This is a genomic window from Curtobacterium sp. MCLR17_042, from assembly GCF_003234695.1.
GTDB lineage: Bacteria > Actinomycetota > Actinomycetes > Actinomycetales > Microbacteriaceae > Curtobacterium > Curtobacterium flaccumfaciens.
The window spans coordinates 13,258-38,465 of record NZ_QKTD01000005.1; the positions used below are offsets into that span (position 1 = coordinate 13,258).

General features: G+C 72.0%; 26 protein-coding genes. 8 read left to right on the forward strand and 18 right to left on the reverse strand.

All coding sequences use genetic code 11. The features are described from left to right. Positions 1-101: 101 nt before the first annotated feature. A complete protein-coding gene (locus DEJ02_RS06750) occupies positions 102-3,671 on the reverse strand; it encodes a bifunctional proline dehydrogenase/L-glutamate gamma-semialdehyde dehydrogenase (protein WP_111032430.1) in 3,570 nt (1,189 codons plus the stop codon). 128 nt (positions 3,672-3,799) lie between these two features. Here DEJ02_RS06750 and DEJ02_RS06755 point away from each other — a divergent pair, with 128 nt between their 5' ends. After that, complete coding sequence (locus tag DEJ02_RS06755) at positions 3,800-4,279, forward strand: MarR family winged helix-turn-helix transcriptional regulator (protein ID WP_071404493.1); 480 nt, start codon at positions 3,800-3,802, stop codon at positions 4,277-4,279. Here the strand turns inward: DEJ02_RS06755 and DEJ02_RS06760 are convergent. The 7 genes from DEJ02_RS06760 to DEJ02_RS06790 form a co-directional block, all read right to left on the reverse strand. Beyond that, positions 4,276-4,983 carry a zf-HC2 domain-containing protein gene (locus DEJ02_RS06760; RefSeq protein ID WP_111032431.1) on the reverse strand — a complete coding sequence of 236 codons (708 nt, stop codon included), beginning with the start codon at positions 4,981-4,983 and terminating at the stop codon, positions 4,276-4,278. The two genes, DEJ02_RS06755 and DEJ02_RS06760, sit on opposite strands and share 4 nt — an antisense overlap. Then, entirely contained in the window at positions 4,980-5,495 is a 516-nt protein-coding gene (locus DEJ02_RS06765; RefSeq protein ID WP_071404491.1) for a sigma-70 family RNA polymerase sigma factor, read from the reverse strand. The genes DEJ02_RS06760 and DEJ02_RS06765 overlap by 4 nt, the downstream gene beginning before the upstream one ends. Continuing rightward, positions 5,492-6,181, reverse strand: coding sequence for a YceI family protein (locus DEJ02_RS06770; protein ID WP_111032432.1), 690 nt, complete (start codon positions 6,179-6,181; stop codon positions 5,492-5,494). Before DEJ02_RS06770 ends, DEJ02_RS06765 begins: the two co-directional genes overlap by 4 nt. A gap of 42 nt (positions 6,182-6,223) precedes the next feature. Further along, positions 6,224-7,300: a TerC family protein gene (locus DEJ02_RS06775; RefSeq protein WP_111032433.1), complete on the reverse strand. Its 1,077-nt coding sequence runs from the start codon at positions 7,298-7,300 to the stop codon at positions 6,224-6,226. Between the two features lie 119 nt (positions 7,301-7,419). Next, the gene (locus DEJ02_RS06780; RefSeq protein WP_111032434.1) at positions 7,420-7,947 is read right to left on the reverse strand and encodes an AAA family ATPase; all 528 of its coding nucleotides are present in this window, start codon (positions 7,945-7,947) and stop codon (positions 7,420-7,422) included. A 66-nt stretch (positions 7,948-8,013) separates the two neighbouring features. Further along, positions 8,014-9,378, reverse strand: a complete 1,365-nt coding sequence (locus tag DEJ02_RS06785) for a hypothetical protein (RefSeq protein WP_111032435.1) — start codon at positions 9,376-9,378, stop codon at positions 8,014-8,016. A gap of 52 nt (positions 9,379-9,430) precedes the next feature. Further along, on the reverse strand, positions 9,431-9,763 hold the full coding sequence (locus tag DEJ02_RS06790; RefSeq protein ID WP_111028745.1) for a hypothetical protein: 333 nt from the start codon (positions 9,761-9,763) through the stop codon (positions 9,431-9,433). A 72-nt stretch (positions 9,764-9,835) separates the two neighbouring features. Here DEJ02_RS06790 and DEJ02_RS06795 point away from each other — a divergent pair, with 72 nt between their 5' ends. Beyond that, complete coding sequence (locus DEJ02_RS06795) at positions 9,836-10,693, forward strand: NAD-dependent epimerase/dehydratase family protein (protein WP_111032436.1); 858 nt, start codon at positions 9,836-9,838, stop codon at positions 10,691-10,693. 105 nt (positions 10,694-10,798) lie between these two features. Here the strand turns inward: DEJ02_RS06795 and DEJ02_RS06800 are convergent, their stop codons facing one another. Beyond that, entirely contained in the window at positions 10,799-11,761 is a 963-nt protein-coding gene (locus DEJ02_RS06800; protein WP_111032437.1) for a DNA-3-methyladenine glycosylase, read from the reverse strand. Between the two features lie 73 nt (positions 11,762-11,834). On the opposite strand from DEJ02_RS06800, the gene DEJ02_RS06805 reads away from it, so the two are divergent. From DEJ02_RS06805 to DEJ02_RS06830, 6 genes are all read left to right on the forward strand, one after another. After that, positions 11,835-12,863, forward strand: coding sequence for a 6-phosphofructokinase (locus DEJ02_RS06805; protein ID WP_027467034.1), 1,029 nt, complete (start codon positions 11,835-11,837; stop codon positions 12,861-12,863). Between the two features lie 306 nt (positions 12,864-13,169). Further along, entirely contained in the window at positions 13,170-14,147 is a 978-nt protein-coding gene (locus DEJ02_RS06810) for an MDR family oxidoreductase (RefSeq protein WP_111032438.1), read from the forward strand. Positions 14,148-14,239: 92 nt separating this feature from the next. Then, positions 14,240-14,908, forward strand: a complete 669-nt coding sequence (locus DEJ02_RS18430; protein WP_111028750.1) for a GntR family transcriptional regulator — start codon at positions 14,240-14,242, stop codon at positions 14,906-14,908. Between the two features lie 3 nt (positions 14,909-14,911). After that, positions 14,912-16,228: a hypothetical protein gene (locus DEJ02_RS06820; RefSeq protein WP_111032439.1), complete on the forward strand. Its 1,317-nt coding sequence runs from the start codon at positions 14,912-14,914 to the stop codon at positions 16,226-16,228. Next, complete coding sequence (locus tag DEJ02_RS06825; RefSeq protein WP_111032440.1) at positions 16,225-17,022, forward strand: ABC transporter ATP-binding protein; 798 nt, start codon at positions 16,225-16,227, stop codon at positions 17,020-17,022. The genes DEJ02_RS06820 and DEJ02_RS06825 overlap by 4 nt, the downstream gene beginning before the upstream one ends. A gap of 99 nt (positions 17,023-17,121) precedes the next feature. Next, positions 17,122-17,805 (forward strand): hypothetical protein, encoded by a 684-nt coding sequence (locus DEJ02_RS06830; protein ID WP_111032441.1) that lies wholly within the window; start codon positions 17,122-17,124, stop codon positions 17,803-17,805. Positions 17,806-17,853: 48 nt separating this feature from the next. Here the strand turns inward: DEJ02_RS06830 and hemL are convergent, their stop codons facing one another. The 9 genes from hemL to DEJ02_RS06875 form a co-directional block, all read right to left on the reverse strand. After that, positions 17,854-19,185, reverse strand: a complete 1,332-nt coding sequence (hemL, locus tag DEJ02_RS06835; RefSeq protein WP_111032442.1) for a glutamate-1-semialdehyde 2,1-aminomutase — start codon at positions 19,183-19,185, stop codon at positions 17,854-17,856. After that, a complete protein-coding gene (hemB, locus tag DEJ02_RS06840) occupies positions 19,182-20,237 on the reverse strand; it encodes a porphobilinogen synthase (protein WP_258374827.1) in 1,056 nt (351 codons plus the stop codon). The genes hemL and hemB overlap by 4 nt, the downstream gene beginning before the upstream one ends. Then, positions 20,234-20,815: a uroporphyrinogen-III synthase gene (locus tag DEJ02_RS06845; protein WP_258378677.1), complete on the reverse strand. Its 582-nt coding sequence runs from the start codon at positions 20,813-20,815 to the stop codon at positions 20,234-20,236. Before DEJ02_RS06845 ends, hemB begins: the two co-directional genes overlap by 4 nt. 258 nt (positions 20,816-21,073) lie before the next feature. Further along, positions 21,074-22,126 (reverse strand): hydroxymethylbilane synthase, encoded by a 1,053-nt coding sequence (gene hemC, locus DEJ02_RS06850; RefSeq protein ID WP_258378678.1) that lies wholly within the window; start codon positions 22,124-22,126, stop codon positions 21,074-21,076. Continuing rightward, positions 22,123-23,355 (reverse strand): ferrochelatase, encoded by a 1,233-nt coding sequence (locus DEJ02_RS06855; protein WP_110863600.1) that lies wholly within the window; start codon positions 23,353-23,355, stop codon positions 22,123-22,125. Before DEJ02_RS06855 ends, hemC begins: the two co-directional genes overlap by 4 nt. Next, positions 23,352-24,119, reverse strand: coding sequence for a hydrogen peroxide-dependent heme synthase (hemQ, locus tag DEJ02_RS06860; protein ID WP_175330816.1), 768 nt, complete (start codon positions 24,117-24,119; stop codon positions 23,352-23,354). Before hemQ ends, DEJ02_RS06855 begins: the two co-directional genes overlap by 4 nt. Positions 24,120-24,187: 68 nt before the next feature. Then, positions 24,188-24,418, reverse strand: coding sequence for a DUF3618 domain-containing protein (locus DEJ02_RS06865; protein ID WP_027467026.1), 231 nt, complete (start codon positions 24,416-24,418; stop codon positions 24,188-24,190). 41 nt (positions 24,419-24,459) lie between these two features. Next, a complete protein-coding gene (locus tag DEJ02_RS06870) occupies positions 24,460-24,918 on the reverse strand; it encodes a phage holin family protein (protein ID WP_071404474.1) in 459 nt (152 codons plus the stop codon). Further along, entirely contained in the window at positions 24,915-25,169 is a 255-nt protein-coding gene (locus DEJ02_RS06875; RefSeq protein ID WP_017887727.1) for a hypothetical protein, read from the reverse strand. The genes DEJ02_RS06870 and DEJ02_RS06875 overlap by 4 nt, the downstream gene beginning before the upstream one ends. Positions 25,170-25,208 lie beyond the last annotated feature (39 nt).

The following is a 25,208-nucleotide window of genomic DNA, read 5'->3' on the forward strand; positions in this document are numbered from 1 at the left end:
TCGTGAGCAGAAGAGGTCGGGTTCCCACACGGGACCCGACCTCTTCTGCTCACGAAACGAAACGCACGAAGCGAAACGCGCGAAGCGCAACGCACGAGCGCTCACACGCGCAGCTCGGAGAAGTCGCTGTCGACGTCGCCGAACCGGTGCGCCGTGATCGACACCGACTGCTCGCGCAGGTACGGCAGCATCTCGATCACGCCGGCCTCGACCACGGGGGCGTCGTGGATCGCGACGTCGATGCTCGCACCCAGGGCTTCCTCGAGGGCGAGTGGGTCACCGCCGAGCAACCGGATCCGGGCGCCGGGACCACCGAACGCCGTGTGCGCCGGGCGGTCCTGCCCCTGTGACAGCACGGCCTCGAGCGCGTCGACGGGCTGGTCGTCCTGGTCGGTGGACCAGTCCGCCTGGAACACGGCCCCCGACGACGCGCGGGCGTGGAACTCCTGGTCGGACTCCACCAGGTGGTCGACGACGTCGAGCGGTGACCGGTTCCCCGCGAGCAGCTGCGTGAGCGGGCCGGGCAGCGGCCGAGCCGTGCTGAGCAGGACGTGCGCACGTGCCGAGGTCGCGGCGACGAGCGTCCGGACGAGGTCCACGGTCGAGGCGTCCTCGGCCTGGCGCACGATGACGGACTGGGGGCGGTGGCGCAGCACGTTCCGCTGCACCACGAGCCCGGACAGGTCCCGCGACCGGAAGAGGGTCTCTCGTGCGTGCACGTCGCTCAGTGCCCCGGCGCGGACGCGGTCGAACTCCTCGAACGACAGCCCGCTGCGCGCGGCCTCGATCACTGCGGTGACGCGCGGGGGCAGGCCGTGCAGCTGGATGCTCTTGTGCACGGTGCGGGGCGTGGGCAGCCAGCGGCCGAGGGTCGCGACGTACATGGGCCCGCCGGCCTTGGTGCCGGTGCCGACCGAGGAGCCCTTCCAGCCGCCGAACGGCTGGCGTCCCACGACGGCACCGGTGATGCCGCGGTTGACGGAGAGGTTGCCGGCTCGGACCCGGGCCAGCCACTCGGACACCTCGTCGACGTCGAGCGAGTGGATGCCCGCCGTCAGCCCGAAGTCGGTGCCGTTCTGGATGGCGATGGCCTGCTCGAGGGTCTCGGCGCGCATGATGCCGAGCACCGGGCCCGAGTACGCGGTCTGGTGGAAGTCGCTGCCGGGGCGGACGCCGTCGCGGATGCCCGGTGACCAGAGGCGGCCGGAGTCGTCGACCGCCTCGGGCTGCACGAGCCAGGACTCCCCCGGGCCGAGCTCGGTCAGGCCCTGACGGAGGGCGCCCTGCGGTTCGGCGATGAGCGGGCCGACCTGCGCCGTGGGGTCGTCGGGCCACGCGACCCGGAGCGTGCGGGTGGCGTCGACGAGCTGCCGCTGGAAGCGCTCGCTCTCCCCCACCGACCCGACCAGGATCACGAGGGACGCCGCCGAGCACTGCTGTCCGGCGTGCCCGAAGGCGGACTGCACGATGTCCTGCACCGCCAGGTCGAGGTCGGCGCTCGGCGTGACGACGATGGCGTTCTTGCCGCTCGTCCCGGCGGTGAGCGGCAGCCCCGCACGCCACCAGCGGAACGAACGGGCGGTGTCGGACGAGCCGGTCAGGATGATGCGGTCGACCGTGGGGTGGCCGATGAGGTCGCGGCCGAGTTCGTCCTCGGCCAGGTCGACGAGCTGCAGCAGCGAGTGCGGCACCCCGGCGTCCCAGAGCACGTCGGCGAGCACGGCGCCGGAGCGCTTCGCCTCGGGCGCGGGCTTGAGCACGACACCGCTGCCCGCGGCGAGCGCCGCCAGCACGCCACCGGCGGGGATCGCGACGGGGGAGCTCCACGGCGGCACGACGACGGTCAGCCGCGGCGGCACGTACTGCGCGCCCTCGATGTCGCCGAGGCGACGGGCGCTCTCGGCGTAGTAGTGGGCGGCGTCGACGGCCTCGGTCACCTCGGCGTCGGCCTCGGCGAAGGTCGTGCCCGTCTCGGCGGCCATCACCTCGATCAGGTCAGCGCGGCGGGTCTCGAGTTCGTGCCCGATGAGGTCGAGGAGCTCGGCACGGTCGGACGGGTCCTGCCGCCCCCAGTTCACGCCGGCCTGGGCGGTCCGCGCCATGATCCGCTCGAGCTTGGAGCGGTCGGCGACCTTCGCGCCGCGGATCGTCTGCGCGCCGAGCTGCGAGCGCGGCACCCGGCGCAGGACGTCGAGCGCCCAGGCCCGGTTCGCGGCGATGGACGGGTCGGTGTCGGGGGCGTTGCGGAACGCGTCGCGCAGGACCGGTTCGCCGAGAGCCCGGTGGCGGTCCTGCGTGCGGTGGGTGGCCGGGACGGGCTCGTCGAGTGCGGCGACGGACGCCAGGTACCGGCTGTGCTCCCGCTCGAAGACGCTGGCGTCGTGGTCGATGTCGGCTGCGGCGGCGATGAAGTTCTCGGGGCTCGCGCTCTCCTGCAGGCGACGAGCCAGGTACGCGATGGCCGAGTCGAACTCGTCCGGCTGCACGACGGGCGTGTAGAGCAGGATCTGCCCGACGTCGGCCCGGACGGCCTGGGCGTGGGTGGACGCCATGCCGAGCAGCATCTCGACGTCGACGGCGTCGGTGACCCCACGGCGCTGCGCGAGCACCCACGCGGTGGCGAGGTCGAACAGGTTGTGCCCGGCGACCCCGATGCGCACGGCGTCGGTGCGCTCCGGCGTCAGTGCGGCGTCGAGCAGCCGCAGGTACGCGGTGTCGGTCTCGCGCTTGCTGCCCCAGGTGGCGAGGGGCCACCCGTGCAGGATCGCGTCGACGTGCTCCATGGCGAGGTTCGCGCCCTTGACGAGCCGCACCGTGATCGGGGCACCGCCGCGCGCCCGGCGTTCCTGCGCCCACGCGGTCAGCGCGTCGAGCGCTCCCGCTGCGTCGGGCAGGTAGGCCTGCAGCACGATGCCGGCCGGCAGGTCGGCGAACTCGTCACGGTCGAGCAGCGCCCGGAACACGGCGAGGGTGACGTCGAGGTCGCGGTACTCCTCGATGTCGAGGTTGATGAACTTGGCCGGGCGTCCGGCGGCCGTCGGCGCCGCGGCCAGGCGGTAGAGCGGGACGAGCCGGTCGACGACGCGCTCGACCGTCTGGTCGAAGGCCCACGGCGAGGTCTGCGGCACGACGGCGCTCACCTTGATCGACACGTGGTCGACGTCGTCGCGGGCGAGCAGGTCCATGGTGCCCTGCAGGCGTCGGTCGCTCTCGGCGCTGCCGAGGACGGCTTCGCCGAGCAGGTTCACGTTCAGTCGTGTGCCCGGACCGCGGACCTTGGCGAGGGCCGGTCCGAGCTTGCTCGTGCTCGCGTCGATGACCAGGTGCCCGGTCATCCGGCGCAGGATCCGGCGCGCGGTCGGGATCACGGCCCACGGCGCCATGGTGGCGAACCCGCCGCCGAGCGTCACCGCCCCGCGCAGGTACCAGGCGAGGAAGTCGGGGACGTCACGGCTCAGCTGCTCGAGGTTGCGAGCGGCGACCCGGGGGTCTTCGGGGCGGATGACCTTGTCCACGAACCCGCGGGTGAAGTCGAGGCCCTGCTCGTCGCGCAGGACCTCGGCCAGACGGACCGCACCCGGGTCGGGCTTCACCCCGGCGGACGCCGCCAGCCACCGGCGCACGAGCGCGACGGCGTCATCGGTGGTGTCCTGGAGGCGAGCGCTCGGCATCCCCCGATCGTATGCCGCACGTCCGACGCGACCTCGGAGCACGCCGTACGTCGGCCAGGAGTCATCCGAGCGGATGAAAGGGCTCGCGGCGCGGTCCGATCGTCCGCCCGGTGGATACGCTGGTCGGCATGTCGACGGAGGGCAACGGTGGCCACGACTGGGCCACCTGGGACGCGTACCACGACGCCTGGCGACGACTCGACCGGGCGCTCGACCGCGCCGTCCAGGCGGGTGCCGGCATCTCCGTCCCCGAGTTCGAGATCCTGATCGGCCTGCACCGCGACCCCGACCACCGTCTGCGCGTCCGGGACATCGCCGCGGGGATCGGCTGGGAGAAGTCGCGCGTCAGCCACCAGGTCACGCGGATGGTCTCCCGCGGCCTGGTCGAGCGGGCGGACTGCCCGAGCGACGCCCGCGGCAGCTGGGTGGTGATGACCGCGGACGGCCGTCGCGCGGTGCTCGCCGGCATCCGCGCGCACACCGGTGCGCTCGAGGACCTGTTCTGGAGGCCCGTGGGGACCGACGCCGAGACGCTGCGGTCCGTCAGTGCGCGGGTCCAGGACGCCATCGGCCCCGACGACGCCTCGGACGAGGCCGACGTCGGCTAGAGCGTGACGACGGCGAGCGCGCCGCGCTCACCGCGCAGCCGGACCTGCACGCTCTCGATCTCGTCCCGCGGGATGTCCGTCGACGCCGACAGTCCGCGCGCATCGGCACCGGCAGCCGTCCACGAGCCCACGGTCTGCGTCGAGCCGTCGGTCCGGACGACCACCAGGTCGTAGAGGATCGAGCCGTCCGGCGACCACTCCTTGCCGCCGTACGAGCACCCCCAGTCGAAGCGGGTGCCCCACTGCTCGCCGCTGATGGCGAGCTGGACGTCGAGTCCCTGCACGCCGGTCATGTCGTAGCGGTCGGCGGTGGCGGCTGCGGTCGGAGCGGCACCGGCCTGCACCGTGGTGCGCTCCCCCGCGGCGCCGACCGCGAGCCCGCCCAGGACGGCGGCGACCACCGCGAGCCCCGCGGTGGCGGCGACCCAGACCCGGCGACGGCGGCGACGGTGTCGGACGCGGTGCGCGACGGAGGCGAGGTCGCTCTCGGAACGGGTGTCGGGCCTCCCGTCCGGTTCTGCGATCTCGATCGCCTGGTCGGCGGGCAGCTTGCCGAGCAGCCCCGGCAGACCGACCAGCTCTGCGACGGCGGCCGCACAGCGGTCGCAGTTCTCGAGGTGCCGTTCGTACTCCAGCCGCTCACTGGCCGGGAGCGACCCCAGGACGTACGCCGCATCCCACTCCGCGTACTTGTCGTCGCTCATCGGGTCACTCCTCGTTCCTGCAGTGCGAGCCGCAGGGCTCGCAGCCCGTAGTGCAGCCGCGACTTGGCGGTGCCCTCCGGGATGTCGTGTCGTCGTGCGATCTCCGGCACCGTGTGCCCGAGCCAGTACGCGTCCACCACCACGCGACGGTGGTCCGGGCTCAGCGACGCGAGTGCGTCGGCGACCACGATCCGGTCCAGCACGGCGTCCGTGCTGTCCGACTCGATCCGTTCGACCTGGTGCTCGGTGCCGTGCTCACGGCGGTTGCGGGCCGACCGTGCGTCGTCGACCACCAGGTTGCGCGCCACCGTGAAGAGCCACGCCCGTGCGCTGTCGGGTGCCCGTTCGAGCACGGCCGGGCGCTGCCAGGCGCGGACCATCGTCTCCTGCACGACGTCCTCGACCGTCGAGCCGTCCCGCGTGAGGTGCCGGACGTACCGCGTGAGCGCGTCACCGTGCTCGCGGTACAGCGTCGCGAGCAGCTCGTCCGCGGAACGACTCGTCACGGTCACTTCCCGAGGTCGAGGGAGAACTCGACGGAGCCCTTCCCGTCCACGGTGACGAAGCCGAGCGACGGGGCCTTCACGCCGTAGTCGGCGAAGGTGATCGGCACGGTGCCGGCGACCTGGACGGTCCCGCCCTTGCCGACCGCGACCTGGGCGTCGGCCGTGACCGGCTTCTCGACGCCGTGCAGGTCCATCGTGCCGGTCAGGGTGACGTCCTGCGTGGAACCGTCGAGCGCCTTCGTGACGTCGACGGGCTTCGTCAGCTCGAACGTCGCCGTGGGGTACTTGTCGGTCTGCAGCGCGGTGGAACGGAAGTACTCGTCGCGGGCGGCTTCGGGGGTGCTGATCTTGCCGACCTGCACGGTGACGGACGCCTTGGTGAGGGACCCGCCGTCGACGACGGCGGTTCCCTTGACGTCCTTCGTGCGACCGACCACGTTCACATCATTCCCCTGCAGGACCTCGTGCACCCGGTACCCGGCGTACGAGCTGCTCGTGCTCGTCCAGGTGCCGTCGGCGTCCTTCGCGTCGAGGGTGCTGGACGAGGACGCCGACAGCGAGGGTGCGGCGGCGGCCTGGCCGTTGACGGTGTTCGCGTAGATGACCGGGCCGGCGATGACGGCTGCTGCCGCCACGACGACGACGCCGGCGGAGATCCCGATGATGACCTTGGTGCGTTTGCGGAGTGCCATACCCAGACGACGAGGCAGCCGGGCGGATCGTTCAAACGGGTTTCAGTCGGAGGTCCGGGCGCGGTCCTGGTCGGCGCGGTCCTGGTCGGATCGGTCGTCGTCGGATCGGTCGTCGTCCGCCGCTGTGTCGTCCGCGGTCACGGCGTCGGCGGGGGTCTCCCCGCGCATCCGCACGAGGCTCGCCAGGGTCGACACGGCCATCGCGGCGACGATCACCAGCAGGGACACCCACGTGTTGATCTCCGGCGCCCACTCGATGTGGTGGCCGCCGTTCAGGAACGGCAGCTCGTTGTCGTGCAGCGCGTGCAGGACGAGCTTCACGCCGATGAACGCCAGGATCACGGCGATGCCGTACTTCAGGTAGACCAGACGCTCGAGCAGGCCGCCCAACAGGAAGTAGAGCTGGCGCAGACCCATCAGCGCGAAGACGTTCGCGGTGAACACGATGAAGGGGCTCTCGGTGATGCCGAAGATCGCCGGGATCGAGTCGAGCGCGAACAGCAGGTCGGTGGTGCCGATCGCGATGAGCACGATGAGCAGCGGCGTGAAGTGCCGGACACCGTCGTGGTGGGTGCGGAACTTCATGCCGTCGTACGTGTCGGTGAGACGGACCCGGCGGCGGAGCAGCCGGACGATGAAGGTGTCCTTCTGGTCGTCCTCGTCCTCGCCGCGGAGCTGCTGGATCGCCGTCCAGATCAGCCAGGCGCCGAAGATGTAGAAGATCCACGAGAAGTTCTCGATGAGCTGCGCGCCGACCAGGATGAAGATGCCGCGGAGCACGAGCGCGATGATGATGCCCAGCAGCAGCACCTCCTGCTGGATCTTCTTCGGCACCGAGAAGCGCGCCATGATGATGACGAACACGAACAGGTTGTCGATGCTCAGGCTGTACTCGGTCAGCCAGCCCGCCAGGAACTGACCCGCGGAGTCGCCACCGGCGAAGACCAGCATGAGCACCGCGAAGATCAGTGCCAGCCCGACGTAGATGCCCACCCAGATGCCGGATTCGCGCAGCGTCGGCACGTGCGGGCGGCGCGCGACGATGAGCAGGTCGGCGAGCAGGATCGCGACCAGGGCGATCATTGAGCCGACTTCGAACACGACGGGGAGCTCGGGCATTCGGAGCCTTCCTTGCTGGTGGTGGGGCGGGCGGCTTCGTGAGCGACCCGCACCAGTCTCCGGCATGATCCCGGCGGTGGCGAACCCGGGGGCTGCGTGCGGCGGACAGAGCCGTGCTGTCAGCTCGCTGACGTCACCGCGTCCGCGACGGCCCGGGCGACCTCGGTGGCGGGGACCTCGGTCGCGTCGATGACCTCTGCCTCGGCATGCAGCCAGCCGCGAGCCGCCTCTGCGTAGGCGTCGACGTACGCGAACCGGAACGTGGACGGCCCCACGATCGGGTCGTTCTGGATCCGGTCGCGGAGCGTCGACTCGTCGACGTGCAGCACGAAGTGCCGGACCGGGATCCCGTGAGAGGCGAGCCCCGCGGCGATCTCACGCCAGTACGCCTCGACCAGGACCGTCATCGGCATGATGAGCGGCCCGCCCACGTAGTCGTGCACCCGGCGAGCGGTCTCGACCACGAGCGGCCGCCACGGGTCCCAGTGCTGGAAGTTGTCGCTCTCCGGCAGCCCCGGCGTGACGTCCATCAACACCTCGCCGACCTTCTCGGCATCGAGGATCCGCGAGCCGGGCAGCAGCGGCTGGAGCAGTCGGCTCGTCGTGGTCTTGCCCGCCCCGTGGGTTCCGTTCAACCAGACGATCACACCAGGACCCTAGCCGCCGACCACCCCGAGGGGCGGTCGGCGGCTGGTTGTCGATCGACCGAACGGTCAGCGACCGCTGAGGTCGTACGGGGCCACCGTCGAGTCGACCGTCGTCAGGTACCCACCCCCGGCGAGCGCCGTGGGCAGCGTGATGGTGCGGAGCACGGAGGGCTTCGCACCGGTGGTGTCGATCTGGGTGATCTTCCCCTCGTCGCCCCGCGTCACGAACACACTGTGGCCGTCGTCGGTCGCCGCGGTGAACCGCACCGACGCCCCGGTGGCCGGCTGTCCGGCGACGGGCCCCTTGCGCAGCGGCGTGAGCGCGACCGAGGTCGTCGGGCCGGAGTAGACACCGTCGGCCTGCTTCCGCACCAGGACGAGCGAGTCCCCGGTGCCCGACGTCAGCGCGACGGCGGCGAACCGGGCGGTGACGGCGACCCGGGTGAAGGACCCGGTGCCGAGCTCGACGCTGCTGATCCCGCTGGACGCCGTGGACGAGGTGGTCAGGTACGCGGGGACGGCATTCCACGGGGTGCCCGCGGCCGTGGTCCCGGCCTGGGTGCCGACCACGGTCGTCCCGTCCGGCGCCATGCGAGGGCGGTAGCTCTGCACGCTCGGCTTCGGGTAGGCGACGGACCGGGAGCCCGTGAAGCCGGTCCGCGTCACCCGCACGGTCTGCACGCCGGCGGCGAGGTCGGAGCCGATCACCGTCCCGGTGGCGTTGACGATCGGGCCGTGCGGGTACGCGCCGAGGGGCGTGGTCGCGACGGGACGCGGGTGCGTCGCCCCGCGCATGATCGCGGACACGGAGTAGGCGTCGAGGCGTCCGCCCGCGGTGACGACCAGGCGCAGGGGGCTGCCGACCAGGAACGTCTCGACCTCTTCGGTGCCGCGCTTGCCCGTCGTGGCGAGCTGCACCGCCGAGGTGTCGATCCGTGCGGTGCGCTCCGTCTTCCGCCGCAGGTCGATGACGGTGACCCGCTGGCGCTCGGAGCCGTCGAAGTCGGAGCCGACCGCCAGGTGCCGGCGCGCGGTGTCGGTCGACAGCCAGCCGGCACGCTCCCAGCGCTCGTCGGCGTTGGGGATCGCGTAGTGCTGCGCGATGCGCGCCGTGCCGCGGGGGCCGATGGCGAGGACGTCGAGCTGCGGCTTCGACTCGTCCATGAACGCGATCTGCCCGTGGCCGAGCTGCACGGAGCCCGCGTGGGTGCCGAACTCGATCCCGCTCAGGGTGGCGGTCCGCCGACCGGTCACGGCGTCGTTGACGTACACGCGCTTCGCCGTCGGGTCAGCCGTCACGAGCCAGCTGTGGTGGGCGGTCCGTGTCACGGCGGGTGCGGCCGAGGCGGGGACGGCGATCGCGGTGGCGACGAGGGGGACGAGCCCCGCGAGGACGAGGGCGGGGAGGAGACGTGGAGGTCGAGCGGACATGGGGCTCCTGGGGTGCAGTGTCGGATGACGGTCGTCTAGACGATAACCGTTCTCATCTAGACGAGACGCTCCAGAACTGTACGAAGACGCTCAGCATCCCGACGAAGGGGATGGCACCCACGGCCACCGACAGGGCAGCGAAGCAGATCGCCGGCGTCCTGGCCTCGAGTCCGCGGAGCCGCACCGCCGCGACGAGCGCGCCGACCGCGAACGGGAACGTCACGAGGACGGCGTACAGCGGCCACGACAACGGCGCCCACGACTCCGCGCTCTCCCCCTCGGCTCCGACGGAGACGATCGAGCCGGCGACGACGAGCACGATCTCGACGACCGGGGGCAGGGCGATCGCCACGTCACGCACCACCCGTCGCCGCTGCCGCCCCATGCGCCGACCCTAGTGATCCGTGATGTGCGCGCTTCCCCGCCTTCCACCAACCGGCCGTGCCAGGGTCGAGCCGTGCAGAACTCCACGACAGTCGTCATCGCCGGATGCGGCGACCTCGGGACCGAAGCCGGCCTGCGCTTCGCCGACCAGGGCCACCGCGTGATCGGACTCCGCCGCCGTGCCGAGCTGGTCCCCGCGCCGATCACCGGCCGGAGCGTCGACCTGCGCCACGAGGTCCCCGAGATCCCCGCCGACACGAGCGTCGTCGTCGTGGCCTTCGCGGCCGGCAGCCGCGACGTCGACGAGTACCGCGCCACCTACGTCGACGGCCTGCGCAACGTGCTCGACGGCATCGACGCCTCGGAGGCCGACCCGCGGGTGCTCGTCGTGTCCTCGACCGCCGTGTACGACGTCTCGGACGGCAGCGAGGTCACCGAGGACACCCCCGCCCGTGGTGCGACCCCGACCTCCGAGGTCCTGGTCGAGGCCGAGGTCCTGCTGCGCGAGCGCGCTCCCGGCGCCGTGCTGGTCCGGCTGTCCGGCGTCTACGGCCCCGGCCGCGAGCGACTCATCGACCAGGTCCGGTCCGGTGCCGCACGGCTGGCACCGGGGACCTCACCGCACACCAACCGCATCCACCGCGACGACGCCGCCGCCGCGCTCGTGCACCTGGCGGCCCTGCCGGACCCGGCACCGCTCTACCTGGGGACGGACGACGAGCCGAGCCGGCTGGACGACGTGCTGCGGTTCCTGGCCGACGAACTCCACGTCGCCGAGCCGTCGACGGGTGACGGTGACGCGCGGCAGGCCGGCGGCGACAAGCGCCTGTCGAACGCGCTCCTCCGGTCGACGGGATGGGCACCCCAGTACCCGACGTTCCGCGAGGGGTACCGCGCCGTGCTGGCGGGCGCGGGCACACGCCACCCCTGACGCCCCGCGAGACACCGGTGTTCGCACTCCGAACACCCACGTGCCGGTGTGCAATGCGCGAACACCGGTGTTTTGCGGACCCACACACCCGCCCGACAGACGCGCTCAGTGGCCGCGGTGGTCCTGGATCGTGATCCGCGGCCCGAACGCGGGCTTCCGGAACCCGGAGCCACCGATCAACCGCACGACCCGCTCCCGGTGCCCGCGCCAGGGCTCGAGCAGCTCGAGCATCCCGTCGTCGTCGACCGGGGCACCGGTGAGCGCCCACCCGACGAGCGCCGGCACGTGGAAGTCCCCCACGCTCGGCGAGTCCGGGTCGCCGTGGGAGCGCTGGGCGGTCTCGGCGGCGGTCCACCGGCCGACCCCGGGGATCGACTGCAGCTTCGTGGAGACGACCTCGCCACCGCGCCCGTGCGCCAGGGTCCGTTCGAGTGCCGGCGCGAGCTTCACGGCGCGCATCACGGTGGCCGAGCGCCCCGGTTCGATGCCGGCGCGGTGCCACTCCCAGCTCGGGATCCGCGCCCACGTCGGAGCGTCCGGAGGCACCATCATGCCCGCCGGTGCCGGGCCGGGTGCCGGGGTGCCGTGCCGACGGAGCAGGTACCGCCACGCGCCCCACGCCTGCCGCGAGGTCACCTTCTGCTCCATGATCGCCGGCACGAGCATCGCGACCACGGTGTTCGTGCGGAGCAGCCGGAGCCCGGGCTGCTTGTGGCGGGCAGCGGCGAGGAACTCGTGGCGCGTGACGTCGAACCCGTCCCAGTCGTCGCCGCGACCGAGCATCTCCGGAGCGTGGGAAACCGCCCACGAGGCTCCGCTGCCCCACGCCGACACCGCGATGGTGTCGCCGGCCCGCCGGATCGCCACGGAAGCGGGGCCGGAGGGCGTGCGCAGCGCGAGCCACACGACGCCGCCGACCACCTGGAAGGCCGGGTCGCCGGAGCCGCGCTGCAGGGGCCGCAGGGTCGACGCGACGTCCACCGCGCCTCCAGGCCGGTACACCGTGTCGACGCGAGACGCGTTACCGGACGCATCAGCGGCGTCGACGGCGGAAGCGAGCAGGGACACACGGGGATGGTAATGCGGAACCACCGTCAGTCATGATGGGCACTGATCCCCACCACCCGACGACGGAGTTCCCATGCGCATCGGCATCCTCACCTCCGGAGGCGACTGCCCCGGCCTGAACGCGGTCATCCGCGCGATCGTCCTGAAGGGCATCGCCATCTACGGACACGACTTCGTCGGCTTCCGCGACGGGTGGCGCGGGGTGGTCGACGGCGACATCGTCCCGCTCGGCCGCAAGGACATCCAGGGCATCGCGAAGCAGGGCGGCACGATCCTCGGCACCAGCCGCACGAACCCGTTCGAAGGCCCCAACGGCGGGGTCGAGAACATCTCCGCGACCCTGCAGCGGCACGGCATCGACGCCATCGTCGCGATCGGCGGCGAGGGCACCCTGGCCGCCGCGAAGCGCCTGACCGACGCCGGCCTGAAGATCGTGGGCGTGCCGAAGACGGTCGACAACGACCTGGGCGCGACCGACTACACGTTCGGCTTCGACACCGCCGTCGCCATCGCGACCGAGGCGATGGACCGCCTGCGCACCACCGGCGAGTCGCACTCGCGCTGCATGGTCGCCGAGGTGATGGGCCGGCACGTGGGCTGGATCGCGCTGCACTCCGGCATGGCCGCGGGCGCGCACGCGATCCTCATCCCGGAGCAGAAGACGAGCATGGAACAGATCGCGAAGTGGGTGCGGGCCGCCTACGACCGCGGTCGCGCTCCGCTCGTGGTGGTGGCCGAGGGCTTCGTCCCCGACCACGAGGACACGGCGCACACGGAGCGCGGGCTCGACGCCTTCGGGCGGCCGCGGCTGGGTGGCATCGGCGAGCGCCTCGCGCCGCTCATCGAGGAGATGACGGGCATCGAGACGCGGGCAACGACCCTGGGGCACATCCAGCGCGGCGGCACGCCGACCGCGTACGACCGGGTGCTCTCGACCCGGCTCGGGCTGGCGGCAATCGACTCGGTCGTCGAGGAGCGCTGGGGCCGGATGGTGGCGCTCCGGGGCACCGAGATCGAGCACGTCTCGTTCGAGGAGGCGCTCGGGGAGCTCAAGACCGTGCCGCAGGCGCGGTTCGACGAGGCCGCCATCATGTTCGGCTGAGTGGGGCTGAGGGGGTTGGGGCGGGCTGGGGCGGCTGTTTCGGGCGTACCTGGTCGGATCGGGCGTACCTGGTCGGTTCTTCTGCCCCGGTACGCCCGAATCCACCAGGCATCGCGCGCGTTCTGGGAAAGAACGGGCACGCCGACGAGCCCGCCGAGTCTGCGCCCGGTCAGATCGGGCGTACCTGGTCGAATCGGGCGTACCTGGTCGGTTGTTCCGCCCCGGTACGCCCGAATCACCAGGCATCGCGCGCGTTCTGGGAAAGAACGGACCGAAGGCCGGGAGGCTCGGGGTAGCGTCCGGCGCATGACCCGCGCCGTCCTCGTGTCCAGTGCAGCCCCGCCCACCGTCACCGACGTCGACCTGCCGGATCCGGCCGAGGGCGAGGCCCTCGTCGACGTCACGTACTCGAGCGTCAACTACAAGGACGGCCTGGCCCTCGCGCGGAACCCCGGCGTCGCCCGGCTCGACCCGCTCGTGCCGGGGATCGACGTCGTCGGCACGGTGTCGGGGCTCGGACCGGGCGTGCACGAGGTCGCGATCGGTGACCGGGTGGTGCTGAACGGCGCCGGCCTGGGTGAGACCCGGCACGGGGGCTGGGCAACGCAGGCCGTGGTGCCGTCCGGGTCGCTCGTCGTGCTGCCCGAGGCGATCGACGACTCGTTCGCGGCGGCCATCGGCACCGCGGGGTTCACGGCGATGCTCAGTGTGCTGGCGTTGGAACGCTTCGTCGCGCCGGACGACGGGCCGGTGCTCGTGACCGGGGCATCCGGCGGGGTCGGCACCGTGGCGATCGCACTCCTCGCGGCCCGCGGGTACCGGGTCACGGCGTCGACCGGTCGTGCGGCCAACACGGACTCGCTCCGCCGGCTCGGGGCCACCGAGGTGGTCGACCGCGGCACCCTGTCCGAGCCGGGCAAGCCGATGCAGCGTGCTGCCTGGGCCGGAGCGGTGGACAGCGTCGGCGGGGCCACGCTGGCGAACGTGCTGGCATCGACCCGGTGGGGTGGTGCCGTGACGGCGTGCGGGCTGGCGCAGGACTCCGCACTGCCGACGACCGTGCTGCCGTTCATCCTGCGGTCGGTGTCGCTGCTCGGGATCAACTCCGTCGACGCCCCGCTCGAGCTCCGTCGTCGGGCGTGGGACCGCCTGGCGACCGACCTCGACGCGGCGCTCCTGGCCGACGTCACCCGCACGGTGACGCCAGAGCAGGCCATCGCGGTGGGGGCCGAGGTCGTCGCGGGACGGGTGCACGGACGAACGGTCGTCGCCGTCACGGGCTGATCCGGTGTGCTTTCCGGGCGATTCTTTTAGCAAACGTTTGCATATTGGCACGCTAGGATTTCGAGTGTCGATTTCGTCCTCGAGGAGATGACATGCCGGTCCCCAAGTCCACCGTGGAGAGCTCTCCCCGGAAGCTCCTGCGCGACGTCGTGTACGACAAGATGCTCGCGGCCCTCCGCGACGGCACACTGCAGCACGGCGAGCGCCTGAACGACGACGAGCTGGTCCAGTGGCTGGGTGTGAGTCGCACCCCGATCCGCGAGGCGATCGCGAAGCTCGTCGACATCGGCCTGGTCGAGATGGAGGCGAACCGGTACACCCGCGTCGCCACCCCGACCTTCGAGGACTGGGTCACCGCGACCCGCGCGACCGCCGGGTTCTTCGAGCTCAGCCTGCGCTGGGGCGTCCCCGAGTACAGCGACGAGGACGTCGAAGCCCTCACCGTTCTGCTCGACAAGGCCGACCGCATGCGCAAGGTGCGGGACTACGGCTTCAGCGGCGCCCTCAACGAGATCATCGAGTTCGCGGTCGAGCACTCCGGCAACCCCCTGGTGCAGAACGCCGCGGTCGGTGCCATGGAGCGGGTCCGCTTCACGCTCAACCCCACGCCGGCGTTCGAGCAGTACGGGTCCGAAGCGTTCTTCTCGATCCTGCGCGAAGCACTCACCGAGCGCGACGGCGAAGGCGCTGCCGAGGCCGGCCGCGCCCTCACCCGCAACTTCGAACAGCACATCGAGGCGGTCCGCGCCGACCGCGGCTGACCCGTGGTCGCCGGCGAGTGGGGTGACCCGTGGGCGTCGGTGAACGACGACGCCTACGCCGCCCTGCTCGCCCACGTCCGATCCGGTCCAGGGGACGCCGTCGTCGTCGACGTCGACCACCTCGCCGCCACACAGGGGGTACCCCGAGCACGGCTGCGCGCCGCGGCAGCCCGCCTGCAGGACCTCGGGCTGTTCACGCTCGGGAGCGACGGGTCCTGGGAGTACGACGGGCTCTCCGACCAGGACATCTCGGACGGCTACGACCTCTGGGTCGCCCTGATGGGTCCGGCGATGCGGGCGACGCTGCCGGTGCTGTCGGACGACCTCGTGCAGCGTCTGGACGCCGCCGTCGCCAGCACACGGTCGCTCGCGGCGCTCCGGCAGCCCGAGTACCGCGCGGCGTTCGCGACCACGGCCCAGTTCTGGTTCGAGCACTGCCCGAACGGCCTCGTCCGATCGTTGGGCGTCCAGGCGTTCGAACGGCTCCGGTGGGCGAGGTTCCCGAACCAACCCTGGACCGTCCCGCAGGTCGACGCCTGGCTGGCCGCGGTCGAACGTGTCGCCGAAGACCGCGGGCCAGACGCCGTGGACACGGCCGTCGACGAGCTGTCCGCACTCTTCGAGGTGCAACGCCGCAACGCCGGGATCCCGCGGTCCTCCGGCCTCGCCGTGTCAGCCCTCGGGCACCGTCGGTCGGCGACCGAGCGGTCACTCCTGCGGGACATCCGCACCGGTGCGCTCCCCGTCGGCTCGACGCACGCGTTCCCGAGCATGGTCGCGCGGACCGGCTCGCCGCCGCCCGAGGTCACGGACGCCTTGAGGAGCCTCGCCGACCTCGCCCTGGTCGAGGACGACCACGGGCTGGTGCGGATCGCCCAGCCGTCGCTCACCGCCTGGCGGGACGCGATGGAGTTGCTCGGGGGACTGTTCACGGCAGCTGCTCGTCGTCTGCTCCCGGCGCTCGACGGTGACGCGCTCGAGGAGTTCCACGACCTCGTCGAGCGTGCCCGCACCGACGGCGAGGTCCGTGACCACCGCTACACGGACAGCGCCTTCGCCGTGAGCCGGTTCTTCGCCGAGCACTCGGGCAACCGGTGGGAACGAAGCGCCCTTCGCCTCGCGATCGGCCGGCTCGTCTACGCGCTGCCCGAGGCCCCCGCGTTCCGGCAGTGGGACGCCGGAGCGCTCTGGTCCGCCCTCGACGCAGCTGCGGGCAGCGGCGAACCGGTGGCCGCACGGACGGCAGCCGAGCTCTTCGTCGACGTCACACGGGCGCACGTGGACGACGTCACGGCCCGGTGGGGCACGATGGGGTCATGACCGACCCGCGCGACGACGTCCTGATCCACGCCACCGGGGTCCGCGTCACGCGCTCCGGCCGCGACCTGCTGCACGACGTCGACCTGACCGTCCGCCGCGGCGAGCACTGGGCGCTGCTCGGACCGAACGGTGCCGGCAAGTCCACGCTGCTGGCCGTCCTCGGCGCGACCGGGCACCCCACCGCCGGCACGGTCGAGGTCCTCGGCCGCCGGCTCGGACGCGTCGACGTCCGCGAACTCCGGGAGCACATCGGCCACGTCGACCCCCGGCACCGGATGCTCTCGCCGCTCACGGTGCTCGAGACGGTGCTCACCGGACTGACCGGCACGACGGACCTCATGATGCGGTGGGAGCCCTCGGCCGAGCAGGTCGCGCTGGCCGAGCAGCACATCGCCGACGTCGGGCTCTCGGCACGACGGGACGCCCGCTGGCCGGTGCTCTCGCAAGGTGAGCGGGGCCGCGCCCTCATCGCCCGGGCCCTGATGTCCGAACCCCAGCTGCTGCTGCTCGACGAGCCGGCGACCGGCCTCGACGTCGCCGCACGGGAGCACCTGCTCGAGACCGTCGACGCGCTGCGGCACCGGCACCCCGAGCTGGGCAGCGTCATGGTGACCCACCACCTGGAGGACCTGCCGGCCTCGACGTCGCACGCGATGCTGCTCCGCGACGGTGCCGTCGTGGCCCAGGGCACCTCGGACGAGGTCATCACGTCGTCGGCGGTGTCGCACGCGTTCGACTTCCCGCTCGCGATCCTGCGAGCAGAGGGGCGCTGGGCGGCACGCCGATCCGCCTGACGCGTGCTTGAATGGCCGTTCAGTGTCCGCGGCCCGTGTCGGGGAGGGACCCGGCACCGCACCACGGTGTCACGCCGCGGACCGTCACCAGGGGGAACCATGACGAACACGCCGCCGCCCTACCCGGGGTCCGAGCCGCAGCCGAACGACGGGCAGCCGAACGCCGGCCAGCCGAACGGCCAGCAGTACCCGCAGCAGCCCGCAGGCCAGCCCCAGCAGCAGCCCGCAGGCCAGCCGTACGCGCAGCAGCAGCCCGTCGGCCAGCCCTACGCGCAGCAGCCGCAGCAGCCCGCAGGCCAGCCGTACGCCCAGGCCGCTCCCGCCGGAGCCGCTCCCTACGCACCCCCGCCCAAGTCGTCGTCCTCCCGCGGCAAGCGCGTCCTGATCTCGGTGCTCGGCGTCGTCGTGGCCGTGGTGGTGGCGTTCCTCGTCCGCCAGGGCCTCAACGCAGCCTTCAGCGACTCCACCGAAGAGAAGGTCTCGAAGGCCGTCGAGCAGATCCGCGAGCAGAGCGACCTGCCCAAGCAGGTCGACTCCGTCACGACGTGGACCGGGATCGAGGCCGAGGGCGCCGCGATCCACTACGACTACACGGTGTCGTCGAACGTCGATCCGGCCTCGATCACCGAGGGGGCCATCCGCGACGCCGTCGGGCCGAACCTCTGCTCGAACAGCGAGACGAAGAAGCTCCTCGACGAGGACGTCGACATGCGGTACACGTACAAGTTCGAGGGCTCGTCGAAGACCGTCGACACGACCTTCACGAAGGCCGACTGCTCCTGAGCCCCGACGCCCGTCACGCGGGCGCGGCGGCAGCAGCCTCCGCGCCCGTCACACGGTCGCGGCGGCAGCAGCCTTCGCGGCCGCGGGCAGGGCGTCGAGGATCCGTCCGACTGCGCGGTCGTCGTGCGCGGCCGTGACGAACCACGCCTCGAAGACGCTCGGCGGCAGGGTCACCCCGGCGTCGAGCATCGCGTGGAAGAACGGCGCGTAGCGGAACACGTCCTGCGCCCGCACGTCGTCGTAGTTCCGCGGTGCCTGCTCGGTGAACGCGAACGAGAACAGGTTGCCGGCGCGCTGCACGGTGTGGGCGACGCCCTCGGCCGACAGGGCCTCCGACGTGGCCGCGGAGATGACCGCAGCCGTGCGGTTGAGCGACTCGTACACGGACGGCGTCGCGGCCCGCAGCGTGGCGATGCCGGCGGCGACGGCCAACGGGTTCCCCGACAGGGTGCCCGCCTGGTACACCGGCCCGAGCGGGGCGAGGAAGTCCATGACCTCGCGCCGACCGCCGAGTGCGGCGAGGGGCATGCCACCGCCGATGACCTTGCCGAACGTGATGAGGTCGGGCTTCCACCCGGCGCCGTCCGGCACGACCTTGGACGCCTCAAGGCCCCACCAGCCGGCAGCGCCGACGCGGAACCCGGTCAGGACCTCGTCGACGATGAGGAGCGCCCCGTGCGACCGGGTGATCTGCGCCAGTGCTCGGTTGAAGCCGCGCTCCGGTGCCAGGACGCCCATGTTCGCGGCGGCCGACTCGACGATGACCGCGGCGATGCGCTCGGAGTGCTCGTCGAAGGCCCGGCGGACGGCGTCGAGGTCGTTGTACGGCAGCACGAGGGTCTGCGCGGCGGTTTCGGCGGTGATGCCCGCACTGCCCGGCATGGCCAGGGTCGCGACGCCCGAGCCGGCCTCGGCCAGCAGGGAGTCCGAGTGCCCGTGGTAGTGCCCGGCGAACTTCACGAGCAGGTCGCGACCGGTGTAGCCGCGGGCCAGCCGGATCGCGGTCATCGTGGCCTCGGTGCCGGTCGACACCATGCGGAGCTTCTCGATGGGGCCGTCGCCGTCCACCGACACCCGCTGCTTCACGAGTTCGGCCAGCTCGGTCTCCCCCGGGGTCGACGCCCCGAACGACAGTCCGCGCGCGGCGGCCTGCTGCACGGCCTCGACCGTGCCGGGGTGGGCGTGCCCGAGGATCGCGGGGCCCCACGACGCGACGAGGTCGACGTACTCGCGGCCCTCGGCGTCGGTGACGTAGGCGCCCTTCGCGGACACCAGGAACCGCGGGGTGCCGCCGACCGAGCCGTAGGCGCGGACCGGGGAGTTCACGCCACCCGGGATCGCGTTCTTGGCACGGCCGAAGAGCTGGTCGTTCGTGGTCATTCGGGGGCCTTCCCGGTCGAGGCGATGCCGGCGACGTCCGCGGTGCTGCCCGAGGTGCGGAGGCCCGCTTCCTCGTTGAGCTTCCGCGCGATGTCGACGGCGAAGTAGGTCAGGATCGCGTCGGCACCGGCGCGCTTGATGCCGACGAGCGACTCCATCGCGGCGGCGTCGCGGTCGATCCACCCGTTCTGCGCTGCTGCGGTGATCATCGCGTACTCGCCGGAGATCTGGTACGCCCAGACCGGGACCGGCGAGGTCGCAGCGGTCTCGGCGAGCACGTCGAGGTAGCTCATCGCGGGCTTCACCATCACGATGTCGGCGCCCTCGTCGACGTCGAGCGCGACCTCGCGGAGGCCCTGTCGACCGTTCGCGGCGTCGATCTGGTAGGTCCGGCGGTCACCGACGAGCGACGACGACACGGCCTCACGGAAGGGACCGTAGAACGCCGAGGCGTACTTGGCGGCGTAGGCGAGCAGCGCGGTGCCGCTGTGTCCCGCGCCGTCGAGGGCGTCACGTGCGGCGGCGATCTGGCCGTCCATCATGCCGCTCATGCAGACCAGCTCGGCACCGGCCTCGGCCTGGGCGACCGCCATGTCGCGGTAGCGCAGCAGGGTGGCGTCGTTGTCGACGGAGCCGTCGGCGGCCAGCACACCGCAGTGTCCGTGGTCGGTGAACTCGTCGAGGCACAGGTCGGACTGCACCACGAGGGCATCCCCCACCTCTTCGCGAGCGACGCGGATCGCCACGTTGAGGATGCCGTCCGGGTCGGTCGCGCCGGAGCCCTCAGCGTCCTTCGTGGTCGGGACGCCGAACAGGTTCACGCCACCCACACCGACCGACGCGGCGTCGACGAGCGCGCGGCGGAACGAGTCGAGGGAGTGCTGCTGCACGCCCGGCATGCTCGAGATGTCCACGGCGTCGGTCGCGCCTTCGCGGATGAACATCGGCAGCACGAGCTCGGCAGGGTGGAGCCGGGTCTCGGCCACGAGTCGTCGCATCGCGGGGGTGGCGCGGAGCCGACGGGGGCGGACCTGGGGGAAGCGTCCAGTCACGGGTGACCTTCCTGGTGGGGGGTGGTTGGGTTCAGTGCCTCGACGACGGCGTCGAGCAGGGCTTCTGCGGACCGGGTGCGTCCGACGGCGTGCACGGGCAGTCCGGCCGCACGGGCGTCGGTCGCGGTCCCGGGGCCGATGCAGGCCACGATGGTGCGGGAGTCGAGCGGGGTCATCCGGCGGGCGATCTCGCGGGCGACGCTGCCGCTCGTCACGAGCACCGCAGCGGGCGCCGTCTCGAGGGTGATCGGCTCGTCGCCGGTCCCCACGGTACGGTACGCGACGACGTCGTCCACGTCGATGCCGCGGGCACGGAGGCCGTCGACGAGCGTGGGTGCCGCGATCTCGGAGCGGGGGAACAGCACGGTGCCGTCGGTGTCCGGCAACTCCTGCACCAGGCCGGCCGCGGACGTCTCGTCCGGCACCAGGTCGACGACCCAGCCCGCAGCGCGCGCGGCACGGGCGGTCGGCTCGCCGACCGCGGCGACGCGCACCCCGGCCGGGAGGCCCGCCACGCGTTCCGACAGGACCGTCACGGCCGTCGCACTGGTCACCACCACCCATGCGTAACCAGCCACAGGGGTTCGGTCACCGACAGGACCGGGTGATCCGTTCCTCCCGGCCGCCCCGGAGGTGACCAGGCGGCAGACCGCAGCGTCGAGCGCGGAGGGGTCGGACGGCGGAGCGTCCGTGATGAGGGGGACGACGACGGGCGCGAGCCCTCGGGCCCTGGCCTCGGCGGCGACCCGGTCCCCCCACGCACCGCCACGCGGGACGAGGACGACCGGGGGTCGTGCCTCGTCCGTCGCGGTGGTGGAGGATTCCGTGGTGACCGCCTACTCGGCCGGCGTCGCGAGGCCGGGGCCCGCGGTGTACGGCCCGTCCGTGGTGTCCTCGGCGACGGTGGTCGCCAGGTCGGCGAGGTCAGCGGCGCCGTTCTCGAGCAGCTCGGTCGCCACACGGCCACCGACCGCGAGCGCCTCGTCGAGACGCTCCTGCGCCGACCCGTCGAGCACGGCCGCGTGCGACGCGGTGCGGTACTCGGTGCCGTCGGGGCGGTAGACGGTCGCGGACACGAGCAGCAGCTCGGCGTCCACGACGGCCGTCGCACCGATCGGGGCGGAGCAGCCGGCCTCGAGCTTGGCGAGGACCTCGCGCTCGGCCGTCACCGTCAGGCGGGTGGGGGCGTGCTCGATCTTGCGGAGTGCGGCGAGCAGCCCACGGTCGGTCTCGTCCGAGCGGATCTCCACCGCGAGCGCGCCCTGTCCGGGAGCACTCGGCCAGAAGCCGAGGTCGAGCAGTTCCGTGGCGGCCGACAGGCGGTCGATGCGGCCGAGGCCCGCGGCGGCGAGCACCACGGCGTCGAGGTCGTCGTCCACCCGGCCGAGGCGGGTGTCGATGTTGCCGCGGATGTCGACGACGTCGAGATCCGGTCGTGCCGCACGGAGCTGCGCGGCACGGCGGGGCGAACCAGTGCCGACCTTCGCCGCCTCGGGCAGGGTGTCGACCGTCGCACCGTTGCGGGCGACGAGGACGTCACGGGCGTCCGCACGCTTCGGCACGGCACCGATCGTCAGGCCCGGGTACGGCGCAGTCGGCAGGTCCTTGAGCGAGTGCACGAGGACGTCGACCTCGCCCGCGACCAGGGCTTCACGCAGGGCGCTGGCGAAGACACCGGTGCCGCCGAGCGACGCCAGGGAGGCACGGTTCGTGTCGCCCTCGCTCGTGACGGTGACGAGTTCGACGGGCCGACCGGCCGCCTTCGCCAGGCGGTCGGCGACGTCCTGCGACTGCGCGACCGCGAGCCGGCTGGCACGGGTGCCGAGCCGGATCGGGACCGGGCCGTCGGGCGCTGTGGCGCTGGGGTCGTTCACGGTCGTGTCGGTCACGGAGCGACGCCCGCGGCGGCGGGCTTGAACCCCGCTCGCACGTTCTCGCAGCAGCCCGGACGGCACACGTCGTACCAGGGGCCGATGTCGGTCATGTGCGGACGCTCGGCCTTCGGCGTGCCGTTGACCCGCTCGAGCACCAGGTCGACGAGACCGGACACGTAGGCCGGGTCGATGCCGGGGGTCTGCGTGCGGAGCGACCAGAAGCCGAGCTCACCGGCGGTCTCGGTGGCTTCCTCGTCGAGGTCCCACATGACCTCCATGTGGTCGCTGACGAAGCCGAGCGGGACGATCAGCACGGCACGCGTCGGGCCGCCCTTGAGGTCCTCGTTCATGTAGTCGTTGATGTCGGGCTCGAGCCACGGCTGCGTCGGGGGGCCGGAGCGCGACTGGTAGACGAGCTTCCAGGCGGGCTTCGACGTGCCCTGCAGGTGGGCGTGCTCGGGCTGCTCGAGGAGCTCGGCCCAGGCCTGGTCGAGGACGACCTCGCCGACGGCCAGGTGCTGCGCCTCGTACGCGCCGTGCTCGTCGAACCCGCGGTAGTCGGGGCCCGAGCGGGCGGCGTCGGTCGAGGGGATCGAGTGCGTCGAGAAGAGCACCTGCAGCTCGGTCGCGACGTCCAGGCCCTCGTTCTCGGCGATCGCGCGGGCCATGCCGTCGCGGACGCCGTCGATGAACGGGCGGACGAAGCCCGGGTGGTCGAAGAACTGGCGGACCTTGTCGATCTGGATGGTGTCGATCAGACCGGTCTCGTTCAGCACGCGGGCGTAGTCCTCGCGGTACTGCCGGCAGCTCGAGAACGACGAGTACGCGCTCGTGGCGATGGCGACGAGCTTCGTGTAGCCCTTGTCCGCCGCCTCGGTGAAGGCCTGCTCCAGGTAGGGCTCCCAGTTGCGGTTGCCCCAGAGGACCGGCATGTCGATGCCGCGCGACGCCAGCTCGGCCTCGAGCGCTGCCTTGAGCGCACGGTTCTGCGCGTTGATCGGGCTCACGCCGCCGAAGTGGCGGTAGTGGTGCGCCACTTCTTCGAGACGCTCGTCCGGGATCCCGCGGCCACGGGTGACGTTGCGCAGGAAGGGGATGACGTCGTCCTGGCCCTCGGGGCCGCCGAAGCCGGCGAGCAGGATCGCGTCGTACGCGGTCGGGGTCTCGACGTGCTCGGGACCGGACGCCGCCGCGGGGGTGGCGGCGAGGACCTGGCCGTTCGTGATCATGCTGGTGTCGGTCATGACAGCACCTCCGGGAGTTCGGCGGTCGTCACGCGACGACCCGTGAAGAAGGGGACCTCTTCGCGCACGTGCATGCGCGCTTCGGTGTAGCGGAGATCGCGCATCAGGTCGACGAGGTCGACGAGGTCCGGGCTCTCGAGCGGCAGGATCCACTCGTAGTCGCTCAGGGCGAAGGTCGCGATGGTGTTCGTGAGCACGCGGCGGTACTTCGCGCCGGCGATGCCGTGGTCGCGGAGCATCTTCGAGCGCTCCTCTTCCGGCAGCAGGTACCACTCGTAGGAGCGGACGAACGGGTACACCGTGATCCACGCCTCGGGGTCCTTGCCGCGCAGGAACGCGGGGGTGTGCCGCTTGTTGAACTCGGCCTCGCGGTGCATGGCCATGACGTGCCAGACCGGCTCGGCGTCCTGGAACAGGCCGGTGCGACGGATCTCGCGCAGCACGGCCTGGATGGCCTGTGCGTCGTCGCCGTGCAGCCAGACCATGACGTCGGCGTCGGCACGGAAGGCCGAGACGTCGTAGAAGCCACGGATCGTGACCCCGCGCTCGGCGGCGCTGGCGATCACGGTGTCGAGTTCGGCCACGGCGTCGTCGCCGACGCGGTGGACCGGACCGAGGGGCCGGCGGAACACTGCCCAGAGGGCGTAGGCCGTCAGCAGGTTCGGGTCGATCCCGGAGTCCGGCTGACCGGTCTCGGCGGGTTCCGTGTGGGGGTGGTCGTGCGCGGGCACGGGCCCGGTGTTCGTGGGCGCGTCGGAGCTCATGGATCCATTGTCCTATCGGTTGCCAGGGTGTTGGCCGCCCCGCATCCGGTGGACCGCGCTCGGGCGGTCTACCGCCGTCGGAGCACCATCACGACGATACCCCCGACCACCGCTACACCGGCTGCGAGACCGGCCAGGTAGGGCACCGGCTTCTCGTCGAGGCCGCGCTTGAACTTCGACGCCGCGATCCCGATCTGCTTCGGGACGTTGAGCTTGTCCTCGATCGCGTCGAGGGTGTCGAACAGCTGGGCGCGGGTCGCGGCGACGCGAGCAGCGAGATCGTCGTGCGGGTCGGTCACGGTTCCTCCGTCGGTGGTGCGGCTGTCGGGGCTGTCGACGCTCAGGAGCGGCCGTCGACGTCCGGCTTGCGGCTGCCGTACTGCGTCGGCGGGGTCGGCTTCTTGCCAAGGCCCTTGACCGCGTTGATGTCGTCCTTGACGCTGGCGATCGTGCGCTTCGGCGTGATCGGCAGGCCCTTCTTCAGGCGCTTCCAGCCGATCAGGCCGAGGATCGCGGCGATGATCAGCATCACCACGGCCACCACCAGTGCGGCCAGCCACGCCGGCATCACGGTCGCGAGGCCCATCACGGCTGCGGTCAGCAGGACGCCGATCGCGTAGAGCACGACGACGAGCGCACCGACCAGCAGGCCGGCTGCGAGGCCGAAGATCTTCGCCTTCGCGAGCATCTCGGCCTTGAGCAGGTCGATCTCGCCCTTGACCAGGCCCTTGACGAGCTTCGGGACGTCGCCGACCAGGCCGAACAGCGAACGCGACTTGCGATCGCGGGTGTCGGTCATGAGGTGGTGGTGTCCTTCTTCTGGCCGACCTTGCGGACGGCCTTCTTGGTCGTCTCACCGATGAACTCGGCGACGTCCGGGGTCTTGTCGGCGATGAAGTCCTCGGCGACGTGCACGCCCTTCTGGACGCCGTTGCTGTTCCAGACCTTGCCGCTGACGGTCTTGATCTGCTCGTACCGCGCCCGTCCGGCTCGCGATCCCAGGACGTACCCGAGTGCGGCGCCGGCGACGAACAGGAGCTTTCCGCGCATGTGCGATTCCTCCGTGCATTGGTTGTGCGGTGGTCATGC